This is a genomic window from uncultured Maribacter sp. (genome assembly GCF_963977385.1).
Taxonomy (GTDB): Bacteria; Bacteroidota; Bacteroidia; order Flavobacteriales; family Flavobacteriaceae; genus Maribacter.
In genome coordinates this window covers 94,639-114,066 of sequence record NZ_CAXBOU010000006.1, presented here as the reverse complement: position 1 = coordinate 114,066, position 19,428 = coordinate 94,639, and the positions used below count along the sequence as shown (strand labels likewise).

The following is a 19,428-nucleotide window of genomic DNA, read 5'->3' as shown; positions in this document are numbered from 1 at the left end:
TTAAATTGATATAAAAAACATGAAAAAGTGTAGTTTAATTTCAGTTTTGCTGACGATTTTTATTTTCGGATGTTCGAGTTCTAATGTGACTGAGGCAGATGCAACACAATTGCCAGGCCCAAAGGCAGAAGAGATTGAAACGACAATTAAAGATTCTGATGATCTTGATTATTGGGATGATGCTGTTTTGGTATGGAGTGATGAATTTGAAGGGACTTCGCTTTCAAATGAAAATTGGTCTTTTGAGACTGGTGGTAATGGATGGGGAAATAATGAGCTCCAAAATTATCAAGCAGAAGGAAATACTGAAGTAAGTGATGGTACTTTAAAAATAACTGCTAAGAGAAATACTGATAATACAATTGAAGGTGCATTTACATCTGCTCGCTTAAATAGCAAGCAATCTTTTAAGTTTGGTAGAATGGAAATCAGAGCAAAACTACCAGAACATAAAGGGAATGGAACATGGCCAGCATTATGGATGTTAGGTAGTAATGTTCAAAATGTAGGTTGGCCAATGTGTGGAGAAATAGACATGATGGAGTATGTAAGTTTTAAACCAAATAAAACTCATTTTTCTATTCATAGCAATTCAAATAACCATACTAACGGTACGGAGATTACTTCTGGAGCGTTAGAATTAGAAACAATTGAAGAAGAATTCCATAATTTCGGAATTCTGTGGTCCACTAAATACATCAAATTTTATATTGATGATATAGAGAATGTTCAATTCATGTTTAGAAGACCTACAAGTAGTACGATAGATAGTTGGCCGTTTTCAGATAATTTTTATTTCTTAATGAATATTGCTGTAGGCGGAAATTGGGGAGGTCTTGAAGGAGTTGATTCGTCAATTTTTCCTGCTACTATGGAAGTTGATTATATTAGAGTGTATCAAGTGAATTAAATCATAATAGGTGGCCCAATTTATAAAAATATACGAAGAGAATCCTAATCCTAAAGAAATTAAAAGGGTAGTGGATGTATTACGAAAAGGTGGTTTAGTTATTTACCCTACCGATACTGTATATGGTTTGGGTTGCGATATAACCAATACGAAGGCTTTAGAGCGAATTGCGCGTATAAAAGGAATAAAACTGGCAAAAGCTAATTGGTCATTTATTTGTACTGATTTAAGCAATTTGTCTGATTATGTTCGCCAAATTGACACAGCTACGTTTAAAATTTTGAAAAGAGCATTACCAGGACCATATACCTTTATTTTGCCGGGAAATAATAATTTACCAAAGGAATTTAAGAAGAAAAAAACAGTAGGTATTCGCGTGCCAAATAATAACATTGTTAAGGCATTGGTAGAAGGTTTGGGGAATCCAATTGTGTCAACCTCTATTCGTGATGATGATGATGTTTTAGAGTATACCACCGATCCGGAACTTATATTTGAGAAGTGGGAAAATCTAGTGGATATTGTAATCGATGGTGGTTACGGAGGTAACATTGGTTCTACCATTATTGATGTGTCTACCGGATATCCTGAGATTATTAGAGAAGGAAAAGGTAGTTTAGATATAATTTAATATCATTTTAAAAAAAAATATTATATAAAAAAAGCGGCCCAATTAGGCCGCTTTAATTTTATGATGTAATCAGTATTCTCTATTTGTTGATAGCAGGATCTTTCATTCCTTCTTCAATCATACTATAGAACTGATCAATTTTTGGAAGAACAACAATACGAGTTCTTCTGTTCTTAGATTTTTCAGTTGAAGATACTGGAATATACTCTGATCTACCAGCAGCTGTCATACGCTTAGGGTCAACATTGAAATCATTTTGTAGAATACGAACTACAGCAGTAGCACGTTTAACACTTAAATCCCAATTGTCTAACAACGAACCATTACCTCTGTAAGGCACATTGTCTGTATGACCTTCTACCATAAATTCGAAATCAGGTTTATTATTTACAACCTTTGCAACTTTACCTAGAACTTCTTTTGCTCTTTTGGTAATATTATAGCTGCCGCTGCTAAATAATAATTTATCTGAAATAGATACGAATACAACACCTTTTTCAACGCTGATTTCGATATCCTCATCATCCATATTTCCTAAAACACCTTTTAAACTTTGTACCAAAGAAAGGTTTACAGAATCTCTACGGGTAATAGCATCATTTAACTTACGTATAGTTAAATCTTTTTCTTGAAGACTTTCTAAAGATTTCTCCAAGTTCTCAGCACCTTTGGTAGTCAAAGTTGTCAAGTTGCCCATATTGTTTATCAAATCTTGATTGTTAGCTTTTAAGAAAGCATTTTGATCTTCTAAAGTCTGCAGTCTTGAGGAAGCTGATGCTTTCTCTTCTAAACAGTCATTCAATTTAACTGTTGCCGAATTTAATAAATCTTGTGCTGATTTGTGTTTTGCTTCAAGGTCTGCATACTTCTTTGATGATACACAAGAAGATAATAAAAGCGTTACTCCAAGACATCCTAATAATATTTTCTTCATAATTTAATCCTATTAAAATTAATTAGTTGTTTACTTAAAATTCGCATCTAAGCGACTCCAAAATTATATAATTACAAAGCCACTTATATAACACGTTAGTTAATCTTTTATTAAAATGTTAAAATTACTTATTCTATGTACGAAATAAGACCATACTATGGACTTCGTAAGGTAATATTTTCGCAAGAATTTTGTTTTTTCTCGTTTTTTATACATTTTCCTGAATTGTCTGTAAAAGCTTAGATGTGCTCTAAAAATGGCGAAAAAATGTTTAAACCTTAGTTGCCCAATAAATCGTAAGGCAGCGATACCATCTAGAAGTAGCCTTAAAAAGATAATGATGAATGCTTTTCTTCTTGGAAGATTTTTTGTTATTGAAAATAACGAGTTTCTAAAGTTTAAATATGTTTTTTTCGGGTTCATGTTGCTCAACGTAGATCCACCTAAGTGATAAACTTTAGAAGTGCCTACATATAATATTTTGTAACCATGATTTTTCGCGCGCCAACAAAAATCAACTTCTTCTTGATGAGCAAAGTAATCTGCATCGAAACCATTTAATTCTTCAAACACTGTTTTTTTTACAAACATACAGGCTCCTGTTGCCCAAAATATTTCTTTTACATCATCATATTGTCCGGTATCACGTTCTAAGGTTTGAAAAATTCTACCTCTACAAAATGGGTAGCCTAATTGATCAATGAATCCGCCGCCAGCACCCGCATACTCAAAGTAGTCTTTTTTAAGTAAATCTAAAATTTTGGGCTGAATTATTGCAATGTCAGGTATGTTAGTAAAAGCTTCAACAATAGGTGTTAGCCAATTTGGAGTAACTTCTACATCTGAATTTAAAAGACAATAGATATCCGCATCAACATGAACTAGAGCATCGTTATATCCTTTAGCAAAACCACCATTTTCTGTGTTTTTAATAATTTTAACCGTAGGGTGATTTGTAGTTACAAATTCAATTGAATTATCCGTTGAAGCATTATCGGCAACATAAATGTCAGCATCCTTTGAATGTTCGATAACGGAAGGTAAGTACCTCTCTAAAAGAACTTCACCATTCCAGTTTAATATGACTATTGCTATCTTCAAAACGATCGCAAATTAACGGCTAAATTCAGGAATCTCATGCATAAATTCATATTTTTCCGCGACTAAGTCTGTTTGACAGTAAAAATGTGATAGTCCATTAGTAACCATTAAGTAGTTAGCATTGAGTTTAAAGTTATATTGTGCTATTTGGTCGAATGTTGATTGTGAAATGTTTATTTCGGGTGCTTTACACTCAATTAGTATGTGTAGTTGTCCACTGGGTTTAAATACGACAACATCATATCTTTTCTTTAATCCGTTCAAGGTAATTTGCTTTTCAACATTGATATGACTTAACGGATAGTTCTTTTCTTGTATAAGAAATTGAACGACATGCTGTCTTACCCATTCTTCTGGAGTAAGAACCACAAACTTTTTACGTATGTCGTCAAAAATTAAGGTTCTATTTTCGCTATTTTTGACTCTGAAAGTGTAGCATGGGAAATTTAGTTGCTGCATTAGACAAAGTTGATGAATTTTTCTGAATGGATGAAGCTGTACAAATAGTCAATACAATAAAGAAAGGACAGATAAGCCCTATCTATTTTCTTTATGGAGAAGAGGCATATTTTATTGATAAGATATCTGATTATATAGGGGATAAGGTTTTAACAGAAGAAGAGAAAGGTTTTAATCAAATGGTTCTTTATGGTAGAGATGTTTCTATTGACGATATTGTAGGAAATGCGAAGAGGTATCCTATGATGGCCGAAAGACAGGTGGTCATTGTTAAAGAGGCGCAACATCTTTCAAGAACTATAGAGCAACTTTGTGCGTATGCCGAAAACCCACAACAATCTACTGTTCTGGTAATTTGTTATAAATATAAGAAGCTTGATAAGCGCAAAAAGCTCTTTAAGATTATTAAAAAGAACGGGGTCATTTTCGAAAGTAAAAAGCTTTATGAAAATCAAGTTAGTGATTGGCTTAGAAAACATTTATTAAGTAGAGGTTATACCATATCTCATAAGGCATCTCTTTTGTTGGTAGAATATTTAGGCACCGATTTAAGTAAAATTAGTAAGGAACTTGAGAAGTTAAAACTGGCATTACCCCAACAGACAGAAATTACGCCACAGCATATAGAAGAGCATATTGGTATAAGCAAGGATTATAACAACTTTGAGTTGAAAAGAGCTATTGGTGAAAGAGATATGTTGAAAGCTACTAAGATTATCAACTATTTTGCTCAAAACCCAAAAGACAATCCATTTATACTTACGATAACCTTATTAAACTCCTTTTTTACGCAGTTATTACAATATCATGGACTAAGTGACCATTCGCCTAAAAATGTGGCTAGTGCTTTACGTATTAACCCTTATTTTGTAAATGAAATACAATCTGCAGCCAGAAATTATCCGATGAAAAAAGTTAGCACAATTATCTCTAGCTTACGGGAAATGGATTTAAAAGGAAAAGGGGTTGGCACCGTCACCATGAGTGATGCAGATTTATTGAAAGAACTTTTATATAAAATTATATAAAAGTTTATTTTCTATCTACGCCAAATTTTCCTGGTCCTACTAAAATGATAGTTACAAAACAAACTAAATAAAGTAGTGCTTTTTCTTTAGTGTCAAAGTTGTCTGCTCCATGGGCTATAAAAGCTGCTACGGCCATAGTTATTGCAGTAGGTATTGCGGATAAACGAGTTTTAAATCCTATAATAATCAGTATGGGACATATGAACTCTCCTATAACAGCTAAAAACAAAGAAGGAGTGGCTCCGATACCCATAGGATCACCAAATTCGAAGTTGCCAGAGATTAATTTTTGAAATTTTGGAAGTCCATGTGTTAACATCATTGCAGAAATGGATATTCTAAAAAAGGCTAAACCAATATCCTTAAAAAGGGGGCTTTTCATGTATTATAATTATTTACATTAAATGTATTGATTTTTTTTTGACTTTTCATAATATCATCAAGTTCTTGTAGTAACTAAGTTGCAATTTCTTTACTAAAATACAGGGGTGGCTTAATTTTAAGAACGCTGCCGTAGGGTTCGTCAGAACTAATTAAAATAAATTTTAAACGTAATTTATTTTTTATAAATGATGCTAATTGCGTGCCAGGTTTTTCATCTAATCTAAAATTTCAATCCCGAGAGAAAGACCTTCTCCACTTATGTTGGCCAGTTCTTGATATTTTGTCTGTTGCAAAGCTAATCTCTGGATCAAAAACTTTTCAACAATGTTTGTTTTTAGGGTAAATTCTCATTTTCTAAAATGATTTAAACTGCTTCACCAATTGAACATGAAACCGGATTAACACCAAAAGAACTGAAGAATTCCTTACCGTTATTAAAACTGTTCGATATTTCTGCGGTATTTATAACTATAGCCATAAGGTGAACAATGCCTATAGGTTTTCTAGTATGACAATATCAGGTATTACAGCATACATTTCATATCTCAAAAATATTCTCCAAATCGTCAGAAAGTAACTTGTACTTTATCGCTTATACATAACCCGCCATGTTTATAAATTTGTGGATATACACTTTTAAATACATCTTCGGTTATAGTGCTTGATTACCATAACTTACTATTCGCTATGCTATAAATGATTTATATGTTCTTCATTATCATTAATTTCATTGTGTACTAAATTCACATAGTGTTTTGAAATTTCATTTTTTGTTTTTAAAGTGGGACTAAAATTTTTTGCTGTTTCTGTTTAAATAACACCTTATTTTTTACCAGCACTTGTAATATGGTCGTATTTGTAATGGCTTAAATTAATAGTGTTTTTAGTGTTGCCATGATAACCTTATTCTAAGACCATAACTTTATGTTTATTGGTGTGTGTTTTAGCAATGCGTAAGGTTAAATCAGTAGTTGAACTACCAGAATTAACTAAGAAAATTTTATTTAAATAAATTTTAAATTAAAAATGGATGTTTTGAATTCAAATTTGATTTCAATTGTTGTTGAATAAAATCAGAGTAGGGAATTAGATAAGAAAAGTATTGACGAAACTAAAAAAGTCCCATTGTAAATGAGACTTTTTTTAGTTTAAAATTTTTAAAATTTATCGAAGTTTTGGAAAATCTTTAGGACTTACTTCATGCATAATAGCATAAACCTTTTCAAAAATATCTTCTCTATTAGGTTTTGAAAAATAATCACCATCAGTACCATAGGCTGGCCTATGCGCTTTTGCACTTAATGTTTGTGGCGCACTATCCAAGTACTTAAATGCACCTTGCTTTTCAATAATTTCGTTTAATAGATAGGCTGAACAACCGCCCGGTACATCTTCATCAATTACTAATAGCCTATTTGTTTTTTTTATACTTTCTACTACATCTTTATCTATATCAAAAGGTAGTAAAGTTTGTGCATCAATTATTTCCACGTCTATACCTACCTCTAGTAATTCTTTAGCAGCCTTTGCAACAATTCTTAGTGTTGATCCATAAGTAACAATGGTTATATCGTTACCTTCTTTAATCGTTTCAACTTTACCAATTGGCGTGCAGAATTCTCCAAGGTTGTTCGGTTTTCTTTCCTTTAATCGGTAACCGTTTAAACTTTCAATAACTAGTGCTGGTTCATCACTCTTTAGTAGCGTATTATAAAAACCAGCGGCTTGTGTCATATTACGAGGAGCTAGAATATACATACCTCTTAATAAATGTATAAGTCCGCCCATTTCTGAACCAGAATGCCAAATGCCTTCTAGTCTATGTCCTCGTGTTCTAATGATTAAAGGTGCTTTTTGCTTTCCTGCAGTTCTATATAATAGGGATGCCAAATCATCTGTTAAAGTAGACATGGCATAAAAAATATAATCTAAATACTGAATTTCAGCAATAGGACGTAGACCTCTTAAAGCCATGCCTATACCTTGACCAACAATTGTAGTTTCACGAATACCAGTATCTGCTACACGTAGTTTGCCATACTTTTCTTGCATGCCTTCTAGGCCTTGATTTACATCACCTATAGCACCAGTATCTTCACCAAAAATAAACGTATTTGGATATTTTTCGAACAATTTATCGAAATTGTCACGTAGTATAACCCTACCATCTACTTGTTCTGAGTCATCTTTAAAAATAGGAGCTATTGCATTAATGTTAGTAGCTTTATTTTCATTTTCACTATAAAGATGTTTACTATATATGTCTTGCGATTCTTTTAGAAATTTTGAAGTCCATTCTATCAAGGCCGCCTTCTCTGCTGATGATTCACCCAAAAGAAAACGTAACGATTTACGAGCCGCAATTGCCAAATCCTTTTTAACAGGCTCTTCGATGGCAATTAAATCATTCTTTAATTTATTTAAAAATTGCTTGTTTGCACTTTTACCTGAAGTTTTATCTATTAAACTAACCAATGTTTTTTTAGCGGAAATAAGTCCTTCTAAATATTCATCCCATGCTTGTTTCTTAGCTTCTCGAACGGTTCGCTTAATTCTTTTTTCAATAGTTTCTAACTCTTCATTGCTAGCAATGCCAGACTCTAGAATCCATTCTTTAAAGCGTTTGTTACAATCGAAATCTCGTTCCCACTCTAATCGTTTATTATCCTTATAACGTTCATGAGAACCAGATGTAGAATGACCTTGTGGTTGCGTTAATTGTTTAACATGAATCATTACAGGTACATGCTCTTGCCTAGCTATGTCTGCTGCATTTTCGTAAGCATGCATAAGAGCAGTATAATCCCAACCGTTGACTTTAAAGATTTCAAACCCTTTTTCACTTTCCGTTCGTTGAAACCCTGAAAGTACTTTTGAAATATCTTCTTTAGTGGTATGATATTTTGCAGGAACCGAAATACCATATTCATCATCCCAAATACTAATTACCATAGGAACTTGAAGTACTCCAGCAGCATTTATAGTTTCAAAAAACATACCCTCACTTGTACTAGCATTCCCTATTGTTCCCCAAGCAATTTCGTCTCCATTTACTGAGAACTTAGCACTATCTAACCCTTTTTGATTACGGTATATCTTAGATGCTTGTGCAAGGCCCAAAAGACGTGGCATTTGTCCAGCGGTACATGAGATATCTGCGCTACTGTTTTTTTGTTTCGTTAAATCTTTCCAACTTCCATCTGTATTTAGACTATGGGTTAAAAAATGACCTCCCATTTGCCTACCGGCACTCATAGGTTCTTTTTCAATATCCGTAGTAGCGTAAAGTGCGTGAAAAAAGTCTTTAGGTTTTAAAAGATCCAAAGCCATCATGAAGGTTTGATCTCGATAATATCCACTTCTAAAATCACCGTTTTTAAACGATCTGGCCATAGCCAATTGAGGTAATTCTTTTCCGTCACCAAAGATGCCGAATTTAGCCTTCCCGGTAAGGACTTCTTTTCTTCCTAATAAGCTACAAGTTCTGCTTAAAAAAGCAATTTCATAATCGCTTATGATTTGCTCTTTGAAATCATCGAAAGAAATATCGTTACTAGTTTTTGAAGAAACATCCATGTATAAAACGTGTTTTTACAAAATTACCGAATCAAGTAGTTTTTAGCAATGCTGTGCCCAGTTAATTTATTCCATATTTTTCAACAAATTTGGGATAATGTTGAAAATATCAGAATTTTTAGGGCAAATATCACTAACTGAATTAAAATTCATCAGCTTAGAACCATTTTCTTGTGAAGAGACCAGTTAGGGTTTTAGGGCTTACGGTGATGATAAAACGAATTTTTTCTCCGTAATTAGGTTGTGAAACCTCCCAGCCATTATTGGAATACACAGGTAAATAAAGCTCAAAATAGTCGGTTACTAAATTTAAACGTACACCAGAATCATAAACGAATTTCTCATTAACTCCAGTGTTCTTCACTAGACCGGCGTCGCCATATAGTTCTATCCATTTCCATAAATTAAAACTACCATTGACAGTGGCCATCCAGTTATTGGAAAAACGATATTGTTGTTCCAGGAATGACTTAAAGCCACCCTCTGCTATAATAATTTGTTGGCTGTAAATACCCGAATCTTCAGACCTACCTAAATAGCCATAATCAAAAAGATAATCTGTAGGTCGGTCTAAAGCAAAACTAAAAAAATCTGTTTGTGTATTATTGCTTAAAAACTTACCTGCAAAAAATCTAAGATTTAATTGTCTATTGTTTTCAAATAATTTTCGATATTCATATTCGAAAGATAATTTACTAAAATTACCTGCTAACTGAAAATCAACAAACCAAGAATTGTAATCTAAGATTCCATTATTCCTGTTAACATAACGAGCATTAAAAACACTATAATCTGGGTTTTCTGGGTCATTTGCCAAACTTACTAGAGAAGGGTCAAAATCACGTAAAATATTAATATATCTAAAAGAAAGGAATTCTCTCTTGTTCGATAATAAATCTTCAGGTCTAAAGCCAAAACTTAATGCCGGAGTTATTGAGGTATATCGTGAGTTTTCATTGAAGTGGGAGGTTGAAGCGCCAATGCTATAGTTGGCTACATACAAACCACTTTTACTTAAATATTTTCTATAACTAAACTTACCATATCCTACGAATGCTTTTTCTTTAAAAGAGTAGGAGGGTGAAAAATCATAAACAAAGGGTCGTTCTAATAAGGTTTTATTATAAAGGCGCATACCGGGTGCCCAGCCATCGTAAACATTGAAATTAAGTACAGGTACATAGAAAACCTGATTATAATAGGGGTTTTCAGCATCCTTAAAAAAAGTAAAGTTTAATTTCTTATTACTTGATAAAAATCCTTTTAAAGACTTCCAGTTATCTCTCTGATTAAATTCAGGAATTTTCTGGTCATAATTAAGTACAAGTTTATCTTCTTGATTATTGGGGATGGTAAACGTCTCTTCGAACTCAATATCACTGAACCAATATTCAGATACGATAGAATCTTTTTTAAGGCCAAATACTGATATAGGTACATTCGTACCTTCTTTATTCTTAATTGTTACTAATAGAGAATCTGCAACTTTCTCTACCTTTTTAATTTTAAAATCAATTTTACGATCTGTAGATACATAATCTCTGAAAAACCAATTGATGTCTTGTGTTGTAGAGCGTTTTAGAATAGATTCAAAATCGAGGACCTTGACCGTATTTAGTTTATAATACTCAAAGAAGGTCTTTATACTTTCATCTACTCGTTCTTTACCAATGTAGTCTGCCAAATAAGCAAGACCTAAACCTGCTTTATATTTATTCGCAATCTTTTGATTGAATTTAATAAGAGAATCATTAGACGTTTGAAGTGCTTGATCTAAATTTTTACGAGCTGTAAGATTGTATAAAAATGAATATTGATCATTAAAATCCATTTTAGCCAACTCGAAACTTCTAAAACCCCATATGTTAGAAAGTTTACCCATAAGTTTTTGGTCTGGGTAATATTCATCAACATAAGCAATCATGAGATAATTAGCTATAGCACTATTTAACCATTGATCTTTACGTGGATTTAAAAAAACGGTTTCCCTCAAAATACTGTTTATTGCAGTTTTAAGAAATTTCATTTCAAATTGAAACTGTTCTTCGTAAGGTCTAATAAATGAGGGTAATTGGTTTAATCCATATAATGGATCTTTGTTGTAATCTAATTCACTTACCAGTATTTTTTCATGAGGATAATCTCCTAAATTATTATAAATAAAATCGGCTACTTTGTTTATGGAAATCCCTTGACCGATAGGGCTATACCGAGGAGCCTCAATATTTGTAAGGAATTTCATGTGAGGTGTCACATGTGTGATAAACTCATTCCGAGTATTCAATATAATTTCGCCACCCCTTTGCAAATTCCCTTTTAACTGGGCAAATTGGCCATTAGGGAATTCAGATAAAGATTTAATGTCAAAATTTGAAGCTAGATAAAGACTATCGGGAAATTTAAAATTGATAACTGTATTAGTAACGTTGGTATACAGGTCTTCAAGATTCTTATTGGAATAAAGATGCCATTTACCATCATAGACTGCTGGTGTTAAATACCAATCTTTAAGATAGTAACCACCTCTTTGATTGTACCCGTAAGGAGTGAATTTATTTGGAGGTAATTTTACCTTGTAGGTAATAAAAATTTTTGTTGAAGCTTTTGGAGGTAAAATATCACCTAGGGTAACTTTTAAAATATCCTTACCCTCAGTACGGCTCCATTCTAAACCTTTATATGAATCGTCTACTACACTAACAATTGTGGTAGTTCCTCGCTCATCCGCTTTGGCTAGGTGTAAGGATTTTTTGAATTCTTGAGCAAATCGTTTTGACAGTGCTGTATTCTTATCTGAATAGGCATTAGCCCAATCATTAAAATAAATAAGGCCTAAATTATAATTTGAATCATTGAAATACGTGAATTCTTGCCGAATATCTAATTCATTGGTATACTCATTTAAACTAACCGTGAGTTCAGTTTCATACTGAGAATACCCCTTGGTTATAGAAGAAACCAACAGAATTAAACTTAAACAAAATAGATTATTGAATTTTTGGATCAAGGCTATGATTAAAAATTAGGACTCATTGAATGCCCTTTGTAAAAGGTATCTATTATCTCTACAACTTCTTCTTCAGTATCTACAATTTGAATAAGATTTAAATCTTCTGGACTAATATTACCCATTTTAAGCATAGTGCTTTTAACCCATTCTAAAAGACCCGTCCAGAAATCGCTACCAACTAAAATGATTGGAAATTTTCCAATTTTATGAGTCTGTATCAGTGTAATTGCTTCAAATAATTCATCTAAAGTTCCGAAACCACCTGGCATCACTACAAAACCTTGAGAATATTTAACAAACATGACTTTTCTCACGAAGAAATAGTCAAAATCTAAACTTTTATCATTGTCGATATAAGGATTGTCATGTTGTTCAAAAGGAAGGTCTATATTCAAACCAACTGAAGTTCCACCGGCTAAACTAGCACCTCTATTACCTGCTTCCATAATACCTGGTCCACCACCAGTTATAACACCATAACCTGCTTCGGCAATAGATTTTGCAATCGATACTGCCAATTTATAATAAGGATCTTCTTCTTTTGTTCTGGCAGACCCAAAAATTGATACACAGGGCCCAATTTTACTCATTCGTTCAAAACCATTTACAAACTCACCCATTATTTTAAAAATGGCCCAAGAGTCATTGGTTTTTATTTCATTCCAGCCTTTATGATGTTTTTCTGATCTCATATATATTTTTACTAATCTTTTGTTTTTTGAAAACTACATTTAAAATTCTAATTCCCGCTTTAAAAAGGTGGCAGTGTAACTTTTCTTGTCTTTAGCAACTTCTTCCGGAGTTCCTTTTGCTACTAATTTTCCTCCTGAACGTCCCCCTTCATAGCCAATATCTATAATGTAATCTACCATTTTAATTACATCCATATTATGTTCTATTACTAAAACCGTATTTCCTTTATCAGCTAATTTATTCAAAACACCCATTAAAACCCTAATGTCTTCAAAATGAAGTCCGGTAGTGGGTTCGTCTAAAATATAGAAGGTGTTGCCTGTATCCCTTTTAGAAAGTTCTGTTGCCAGTTTAATACGTTGTGCTTCACCGCCTGAAAGTGTTGTAGATTGTTGACCCAAAGATATATAACCTAGCCCAACATCTTGTATTGTCTTTAATTTACGATGAATTTTAGGAATAAGTTCAAAAAATGATACAGCTTCATTGATGGTCATTTCTAATACATCTGATATCGACTTGCCTTTATACCTTATTTCTAAAGTTTCTCTATTGAATCTTTTTCCATTGCAGGTTTCACATTCTACATATACGTCTGGTAAAAAATTCATTTCAATGACTCGTAAGCCGCCACCTTGGCACGTTTCACAACGACCTCCTTTTACATTGAAACTAAATCTACCTGGTTTGTACCCTCTAATTGAAGCTTCTGTTGTCTTTGTAAACAATGACCTAATTTCACTAAAAACACCAGTGTAGGTTGCTGGGTTAGACCTTGGTGTTCTACCGATAGGTGATTGGTTAATGTCTATAACTTTATCAATATGTTCTAGGCCGGTAATTTTTTTATACGGCATAGGTTTTTTGACACCGTTAAAATAATGGGCATTCATTATCGGATAAAGCGTTTCATTGATTAATGTCGATTTGCCACTGCCCGACACCCCTGTAACACCAATCATTTTACCTAACGGGATTTTTACCGTTACATTTTTTAGATTGTTACCGGTACAACCAGATAAAACAATTTCATTACCATTACCAGTTCTTCGCTTTTTAGGAACTTCAATCCTTTTTGCGCCGGTCATATAATCCGCCGTTAATGTGTTGAAATTCTTTAATTGCTCAGGAGTACCTTGAGAAATAATTTCTCCGCCATTTTTACCAGCTTTGGGGCCTATGTCAATAACATGGTCGGCACGTTCTATCATATCACGGTCATGCTCTACAACAATTACAGAGTTGCCAATGTCCCTCAATGATTCTAAAGATTTTATCAATCTTTCATTATCACGTTGGTGTAACCCAATACTAGGTTCATCTAAAATATAGAGAACACCTACGAGTTGAGAGCCAATTTGTGTGGCCAAACGAATTCGTTGTGCCTCACCACCAGAAAGTGATTTTGAGCTTCTATTCAATGATAGGTAATCTAGCCCTACATCTAATAGAAATTGTATACGAGTATTTATTTCCTTAATTATTTCTTCGGCTATCTTAAGCTGATTACCTTTTAATTTTTTATCTAATCCTTTAAAAAAAACTGCCAACTCAACGATATCTAAATTCGCTAATTCGGCTATATTTTTATCTTCAATTTTAAAGTATAGTGATTCCTTTCGTAAACGAAAACCATTGCAAGTAGGACAAATGATTTTATCCATATACTCTTTGGCCCATCTTTTTATAGAGGTAGATGCCGCTTCTTCAAATTGATTCTTTATGAAGTTCGAAATACCCTCATAATCTATTTTGTACGTTCTTTTAACGCCTAAGGATTTTGAATCTACCTCAAAACTTTCTTTACCCCCATTCAATAAAATCTCAATGGCCTCTTTTGGTATGTCTTGAATAGGATCGGTGATTTCAAAATTATAGCGTTCTGCTATGGTTTCTATTTGTTTAAAAGCCCATGATTTTTTATAATCACCTAGGGGAGCAATTCCGCCACTTTTAATAGATAATTTTTTATTTGGAAATATCTTTTTTTCATTTACTTCATAAACATGACCTAAACCACTGCAGTTTGGACACATTCCTTTAGGTGAATTAAAGGAAAATGTATTTGGTTCTGGGGTAGGATAGGAGATGCCCGTAGATGGACACATTAAGTCTCTACTGAAATAGCGAGGTACATCTGTACCTTCTTCTAATACCATTAGAACATTATCGCCACTATACATTGCTGTGTTTATGGTTTCAGATAAACGCTTATGAAAATCTTCACTCTCAATTACCTTTAAGCGGTCAATGACAATTTCGATATCATGGGTCTTGTACCGGTCCACTTTCATGCCCTTTACAATGTCTTTTACTTCACCATCTACCCGAACTTTTACAAATCCTTGCTTGGCAATTTGCTCGAAAAGTTCGCGATAATGACCTTTTCTTGATTTAATTATGGGGGCTAGTATATTTATCTTTTTACCATCATACGATTCGATAATCAAATTTTTAATTTGTTCATCGTTATAACTAACCATTTTTTCGCCGGTATTATAACTGTGCGCGTCTGCAGCACGAGCGAAAAGCAACCTTAAAAAATCGTAAATTTCGGTAATTGTACCAACGGTTGACCTAGGAGATTTAGATGTGGTTTTTTGCTCAATAGCAATAACCGGAGATAAACCATCAATTTTATCAACATCAGGTCGTTCTAAGCCTCCTAAAAACTGTCTCGCATAGGCGGAAAATGTTTCAATATAACGTCTTTGGCCTTCGGCATAAATAGTGTCAAAGGCCAATGAAGACTTACCACTACCAGATAAACCAGTGATTACTACCAGTTTGTCGCGGGGAATTGTAACATCAATATTTTTAAGGTTATGAACGCGGGCGCCTTTAACCTCTATATTTTCTTCAAAATTAATCATGTATTCATAGCAAAGATGCAAAAGTACGAATATGAGTGCAAATTACGTGCCTAATGTTATTCTTTGCAACTACAACAGTTGGCTAAATTTTTGATTAAAAAATCATCATAATTTAATAATTTCCAAAGAATATTTATTTTTTAAATAATGTTCTGCATCAGCTTTTTTATGTCAGGATCCTCATAAATTTTCTGAACTAAATCACTGTAAACATTTATAAAACGTTCATTGTTAATAAGGCTACCAAACAGAGATTCTTGTCGAATAAAGGCGAGCGGGTCAGTTTTGGTTTGTTTAGCAGCGTTCTGTAGTTCGACCTGCATGGCGTCAATTATTTCAATAGAATGCCCGTTCTTGTCAACTCCTTTATCGCTATAGTAACACCAAGCTGCAATTACTAAAGTGCCAAACTCAATGCTTCCTCCACTATTTAAATTCTCTTCAATAGTTGCGATTAAAAATTTTGGCAATTTCGCAGAACTTTCAGAGCAAATTCGACTAACGCTGTCTTTAATGTTAGGGTTGGCAAAACGCTCTTGTAAACTGTCTTTATATGCGTTTAAGTCAATTCCTTCCAATTTATCTAAAATCGGGGTCGCTTCCTTATCCATAAACACCCTTAAATAGGCAATGAAAGTTTCATCTTCTATACAGGCGTTAATAGTTTTATGACCATGAATGGCACCTAAAATGCCCAACACAGAATGGCCTGCATTTAAAAGCCGAAGCTTCATCTTTTCATATGGTTTTACATCTGGCACGAATTGTACACCGACTTTTTCGAACTCAGGTCGCCCATTAGAAAAATTATCTTCAATAACCCACTGAATAAAAGGCTCGCATGTTACTGGCCATTCATCTTGTAAGCCAAAAGTATCTTGTAGATAATCTATATCTGACTGGGTTGTAACCGGTGTAATTCTATCGACCATGCTATTTGGAAAACATACTTCCTTTTCTATCCATTTAGCTAAATCTTCATTTTGCTTTTTTGCGAACGTTAGTAACATTTCGCGAGCAACATCTCCGTTATGCTGAATATTATCGCACGACATAATGGTAAATGCTGGCAAACCTGCATCTCGGCGATTTTTAAGTGCTGCAGTTAAAAACCCATATATAGTTTTCGGATTATTAGGATTTTTTAATTCAAACTGTATATCCGAATTCTCAAAATCAAACTCCCCAGTTGCAGGATTAAAGTTATATCCCCCTTCTGTAATTGTCAACGAAACAATTTTAGTGTCTGGGTGAGACATGATATCAATAACAGGTTCTGGGTTATTTGCACCAAGTTTAAAATCGATTATAGAACCGATTATTTGAGACTCTATTTTGCCATCAGGATGCTTAACAATAAGAGTGTAAAGACCATCTTGCTTTTGAAGTACATCATGAATCTTTTGGTCTCCTTGGCGTAATCCTATTCCACATATACCCCATTCCGTAGCTTTATATTCTTCTTGTAGTTTATGGGTGTAATATGCTTGATGTGCGCGATGAAAACCTCCAACACCCACATGAACCATTCCTATTTTAATATTTTCACGGTCAAAGGAAGGGGTAGTAATAAATTTACCTAATTGAATTAGATTCTTTTGGTTAAGTGGTATAGTATTCTTCATTTTAGCTAATCTTATTTTTTGATTTTCCTCGTAATAAAACCCAGTAAGCTGTTACGAAATAGAGTAGAGTGCAAATGAATGCATATCGATAAAATATTTCTCGGTTATTAACATAAATACTCTCGTCGGCACTATTAAATAATACGATACAGGCTAGAATCAACGTAATAATAAGTGAGACTATAGATATGCTTTTTAAGATTTTAGAAACAATTGATTTGTCCTGAATAGGTTTAGCTACCAGTCTAGCTTGTTGCTCTTGAAAATCGATAATCTTCTCATTTCGAATTGATTCTTCCTTTTCGGCCTCAGGGTATTTTTCTTTAGCACCATAGCGAGATGCTAAAAGGGTGTAAACAAGTATGGTGAAAACCCAAGTAGGTATAAATAGATAAAAGAAGGACATTACGTTAAAGGCATTAAGCCCAAAACCAAAGACCAACCCTAATCCCCATGAGGCTACTGCTGGAGTACTAAAGGTTAAATTACGGTATGTTGACCAGTAGCGAGTATAACCAATTCTAGGAAATATCTGATGTTCGGCAAATACTATCGCCCCTACTGGAACGACCAATAAACCAGCATAGGTCAATAAAGGTAATATCTGTGAAAATACGAATGGGAAACAGGCAATGGCAATGGTTACCAAACCGACCACTATTGTGGTTTTCTTTCTAGAGTGATTAAAGAAAATAGCTTGAGCAGCTAATCCGGCTCTATATAAATTTGTTATGGCGGTGGTCCAACCTGCGACAATTACAATTACAAATCCTGACCATCCTAACGCATAATAGGCAACATCACCTGGATCAAGTTCTACTATTGATTTTCCTATAATAACAGCTGCACCAGCACCCATTATACCTGCAGCTATCCATGCAACATAATGCCCGAACATCATACCTGTACTGGTAGCCAAGCCGTAAGATTTCTTTTTAGCAAATCGTAAAAGTGCCATATCTATTAAACCAAAATGCGTAATCGTATTTGCTGCCCATGCAAAACCAATTACTTCAACCAAGCCAATACCGGGTTGCCCAGAACTGTCGATTCCTGTCCATATAGATTTATCTCCCAAGGTTATAAGATCATTCCAACCACTAGGTAAAGTGCTCCCTAAAACATCTAAAGACAAAGCAGGCAGTAAAACCATTGCTCCACTTGTGAACATTACAAATAGCCAAGGAGCGCAGATTCCTGAAAATTCTGATACCGCATTAAAACCGTACAATGCAATTGAAACCACCACCAAACCTACACAGAAAACTATTACCACAAACCACATATTGGTGGGGTACCAGTTGAGTTGCGCAGGAATATCAAAAGCAAAACGAACTGCGGTCGCAGAAACTGTAATCATTGCTGCAGAAATCACTGAAAAAATGATAACGTTTGCCCAATTGTAGAGCTTGGTCATTGAATCTCCTGCAATTTTATTGAGGTAAGTATATAAACTTAATCTTGTTTCTACTGCTATGGGCGAAGTAATAAATGTCCAACTTAGTACGGCTAAAATATTTCCAATCAATAGACCTAGAATTATGTCCATTGTTTTAGCCCCAAGAGCAACAAATGTAGCTCCAATTACAAATTCTGTAGCTGCTACATGCTCTGCAGCATATAGCCCAGCAAAATGTGTCCAATCGTGTAACTTGTGTTTTGCAACTGGTAATTGTTCTTCATTTAAATTTTCAAATGTGCTGTAATCGTTGGTTGCGGACATAAGTTTTAGGTGGCTTTGGTTATTTGGTAATTAAATAGCTAGTTAATTATTTAATGATTAAAAATACTTCGTTAAAATAAAAGAATTCACAAGGTATTTAATTATTGCAAAAGCTTACTAATAAAATTTTGTTTTTTATTTTAATTAGAAAAATCTTAAAATTTTTCAATTTTAAATTAAAGTTAATTAGTCTGATATTTCATTACCAACGGCATAATGCTGTAAATCTTTATTAATAAATGTTTTCTGTAACATGATTGATATAGTTGCTCATAGTTTTTAAAGACACTGCTAGAGTAACTTCCATTAGATTTTCAGGAGAAATTCCAGCATCGTAAAATAGATTTAAATTATAAGTAGATATATTCCCTCTTGTCTCTGTTTTTTTTTATATGTGATATGAACCAAAGTGTTTAAACGTTGGCCTTCAGGTATTTTTGTTTTCTTACGGTATTTAGCACAGAAGAGGGGATACAGTTAT

At 33.7% G+C, this 19,428-nt stretch carries 13 protein-coding genes; 3 read left to right on the top strand and 10 right to left on the bottom strand.

Annotated features, from left to right (window positions below; all coding sequences use genetic code 11):
* Positions 1-19 precede the first annotated feature (19 nt).
* Both AAC084_RS08735 and AAC084_RS08730 read left to right on the top strand, forming a co-directional pair.
* The gene (locus tag AAC084_RS08735; RefSeq protein ID WP_339839600.1) at positions 20-910 is read left to right on the top strand and encodes a glycoside hydrolase family 16 protein; all 891 of its coding nucleotides are present in this window, start codon (positions 20-22) and stop codon (positions 908-910) included.
* Positions 911-920: 10 nt separating this feature from the next.
* Positions 921-1,541 (top strand): L-threonylcarbamoyladenylate synthase, encoded by a 621-nt coding sequence (locus AAC084_RS08730; protein WP_339839599.1) that lies wholly within the window; start codon positions 921-923, stop codon positions 1,539-1,541.
* A gap of 79 nt (positions 1,542-1,620) precedes the next feature.
* Here AAC084_RS08730 and AAC084_RS08725 read toward each other — a convergent pair whose 3' ends face one another.
* From AAC084_RS08725 to AAC084_RS08715, 3 genes are all read right to left on the bottom strand, one after another.
* The gene (locus tag AAC084_RS08725) at positions 1,621-2,475 is read right to left on the bottom strand and encodes an OmpA family protein (RefSeq protein ID WP_339839598.1); all 855 of its coding nucleotides are present in this window, start codon (positions 2,473-2,475) and stop codon (positions 1,621-1,623) included.
* A gap of 99 nt (positions 2,476-2,574) precedes the next feature.
* Positions 2,575-3,576 (bottom strand): glycosyltransferase family 2 protein, encoded by a 1,002-nt coding sequence (locus AAC084_RS08720; protein ID WP_339839596.1) that lies wholly within the window; start codon positions 3,574-3,576, stop codon positions 2,575-2,577.
* Between the two features lie 12 nt (positions 3,577-3,588).
* Entirely contained in the window at positions 3,589-4,035 is a 447-nt protein-coding gene (locus AAC084_RS08715; protein ID WP_339839593.1) for a type I restriction enzyme HsdR N-terminal domain-containing protein, read from the bottom strand.
* A gap of 26 nt (positions 4,036-4,061) precedes the next feature.
* Here AAC084_RS08715 and holA point away from each other — a divergent pair, with 26 nt between their 5' ends.
* The gene (holA, locus tag AAC084_RS08710; protein ID WP_339839589.1) at positions 4,062-5,063 is read left to right on the top strand and encodes a DNA polymerase III subunit delta; all 1,002 of its coding nucleotides are present in this window, start codon (positions 4,062-4,064) and stop codon (positions 5,061-5,063) included.
* Between the two features lie 4 nt (positions 5,064-5,067).
* Here holA and AAC084_RS08705 read toward each other — a convergent pair whose 3' ends face one another.
* The 7 genes from AAC084_RS08705 to AAC084_RS08675 all read right to left on the bottom strand — a co-directional run bounded on the left by AAC084_RS08705 (position 5,068) and on the right by AAC084_RS08675 (position 18,947).
* A complete protein-coding gene (locus tag AAC084_RS08705) occupies positions 5,068-5,445 on the bottom strand; it encodes a DoxX family protein (protein ID WP_339839586.1) in 378 nt (125 codons plus the stop codon).
* Between the two features lie 1,166 nt (positions 5,446-6,611).
* Positions 6,612-9,023, bottom strand: coding sequence for a thiamine pyrophosphate-dependent enzyme (locus tag AAC084_RS08700; RefSeq protein WP_339839584.1), 2,412 nt, complete (start codon positions 9,021-9,023; stop codon positions 6,612-6,614).
* Positions 9,024-9,180: 157 nt separating this feature from the next.
* Entirely contained in the window at positions 9,181-11,985 is a 2,805-nt protein-coding gene (locus AAC084_RS08695; protein WP_339839581.1) for a metalloprotease, read from the bottom strand.
* Between the two features lie 53 nt (positions 11,986-12,038).
* The gene (locus tag AAC084_RS08690) at positions 12,039-12,725 is read right to left on the bottom strand and encodes a TIGR00730 family Rossman fold protein (protein ID WP_339839577.1); all 687 of its coding nucleotides are present in this window, start codon (positions 12,723-12,725) and stop codon (positions 12,039-12,041) included.
* Positions 12,726-12,764: 39 nt separating this feature from the next.
* Positions 12,765-15,599, bottom strand: a complete 2,835-nt coding sequence (gene uvrA, locus AAC084_RS08685; protein WP_339839574.1) for an excinuclease ABC subunit UvrA — start codon at positions 15,597-15,599, stop codon at positions 12,765-12,767.
* Between the two features lie 140 nt (positions 15,600-15,739).
* Positions 15,740-17,224 carry a mannitol dehydrogenase family protein gene (locus tag AAC084_RS08680; RefSeq protein WP_339839572.1) on the bottom strand — a complete coding sequence of 495 codons (1,485 nt, stop codon included), beginning with the start codon at positions 17,222-17,224 and terminating at the stop codon, positions 15,740-15,742.
* 1 nt (position 17,225) lies between these two features.
* On the bottom strand, positions 17,226-18,947 hold the full coding sequence (locus tag AAC084_RS08675) for a hypothetical protein (protein ID WP_339839570.1): 1,722 nt from the start codon (positions 18,945-18,947) through the stop codon (positions 17,226-17,228).
* Positions 18,948-19,428 lie beyond the last annotated feature (481 nt).

What these genes read in the sequence shown, in the direction of transcription:
- AAC084_RS08700 (WP_339839584.1), bottom strand. Translation starts at nt 9,023, where the DNA reads ATGGATGTTTCTTCAAAAACTAGTAACGATATTTCTTTCGATGATTTC.
- AAC084_RS08715 (WP_339839593.1), bottom strand. Translation starts at nt 4,035, where the DNA reads ATGCAGCAACTAAATTTCCCATGCTACACTTTCAGAGTCAAAAATAGC.
- AAC084_RS08705 (WP_339839586.1), bottom strand. Translation starts at nt 5,445, where the DNA reads ATGAAAAGCCCCCTTTTTAAGGATATTGGTTTAGCCTTTTTTAGAATA.
- AAC084_RS08680 (WP_339839572.1), bottom strand. Translation starts at nt 17,224, where the DNA reads ATGAAGAATACTATACCACTTAACCAAAAGAATCTAATTCAATTAGGT.
- AAC084_RS08735 (WP_339839600.1), top strand. Translation starts at nt 20, where the DNA reads ATGAAAAAGTGTAGTTTAATTTCAGTTTTGCTGACGATTTTTATTTTC.
- holA (WP_339839589.1), top strand. Translation starts at nt 4,062, where the DNA reads ATGGATGAAGCTGTACAAATAGTCAATACAATAAAGAAAGGACAGATA.
- AAC084_RS08725 (WP_339839598.1), bottom strand. Translation starts at nt 2,475, where the DNA reads ATGAAGAAAATATTATTAGGATGTCTTGGAGTAACGCTTTTATTATCT.
- uvrA (WP_339839574.1), bottom strand. Translation starts at nt 15,599, where the DNA reads ATGATTAATTTTGAAGAAAATATAGAGGTTAAAGGCGCCCGCGTTCAT.
- AAC084_RS08690 (WP_339839577.1), bottom strand. Translation starts at nt 12,725, where the DNA reads ATGAGATCAGAAAAACATCATAAAGGCTGGAATGAAATAAAAACCAAT.
- AAC084_RS08675 (WP_339839570.1), bottom strand. Translation starts at nt 18,947, where the DNA reads ATGTCCGCAACCAACGATTACAGCACATTTGAAAATTTAAATGAAGAA.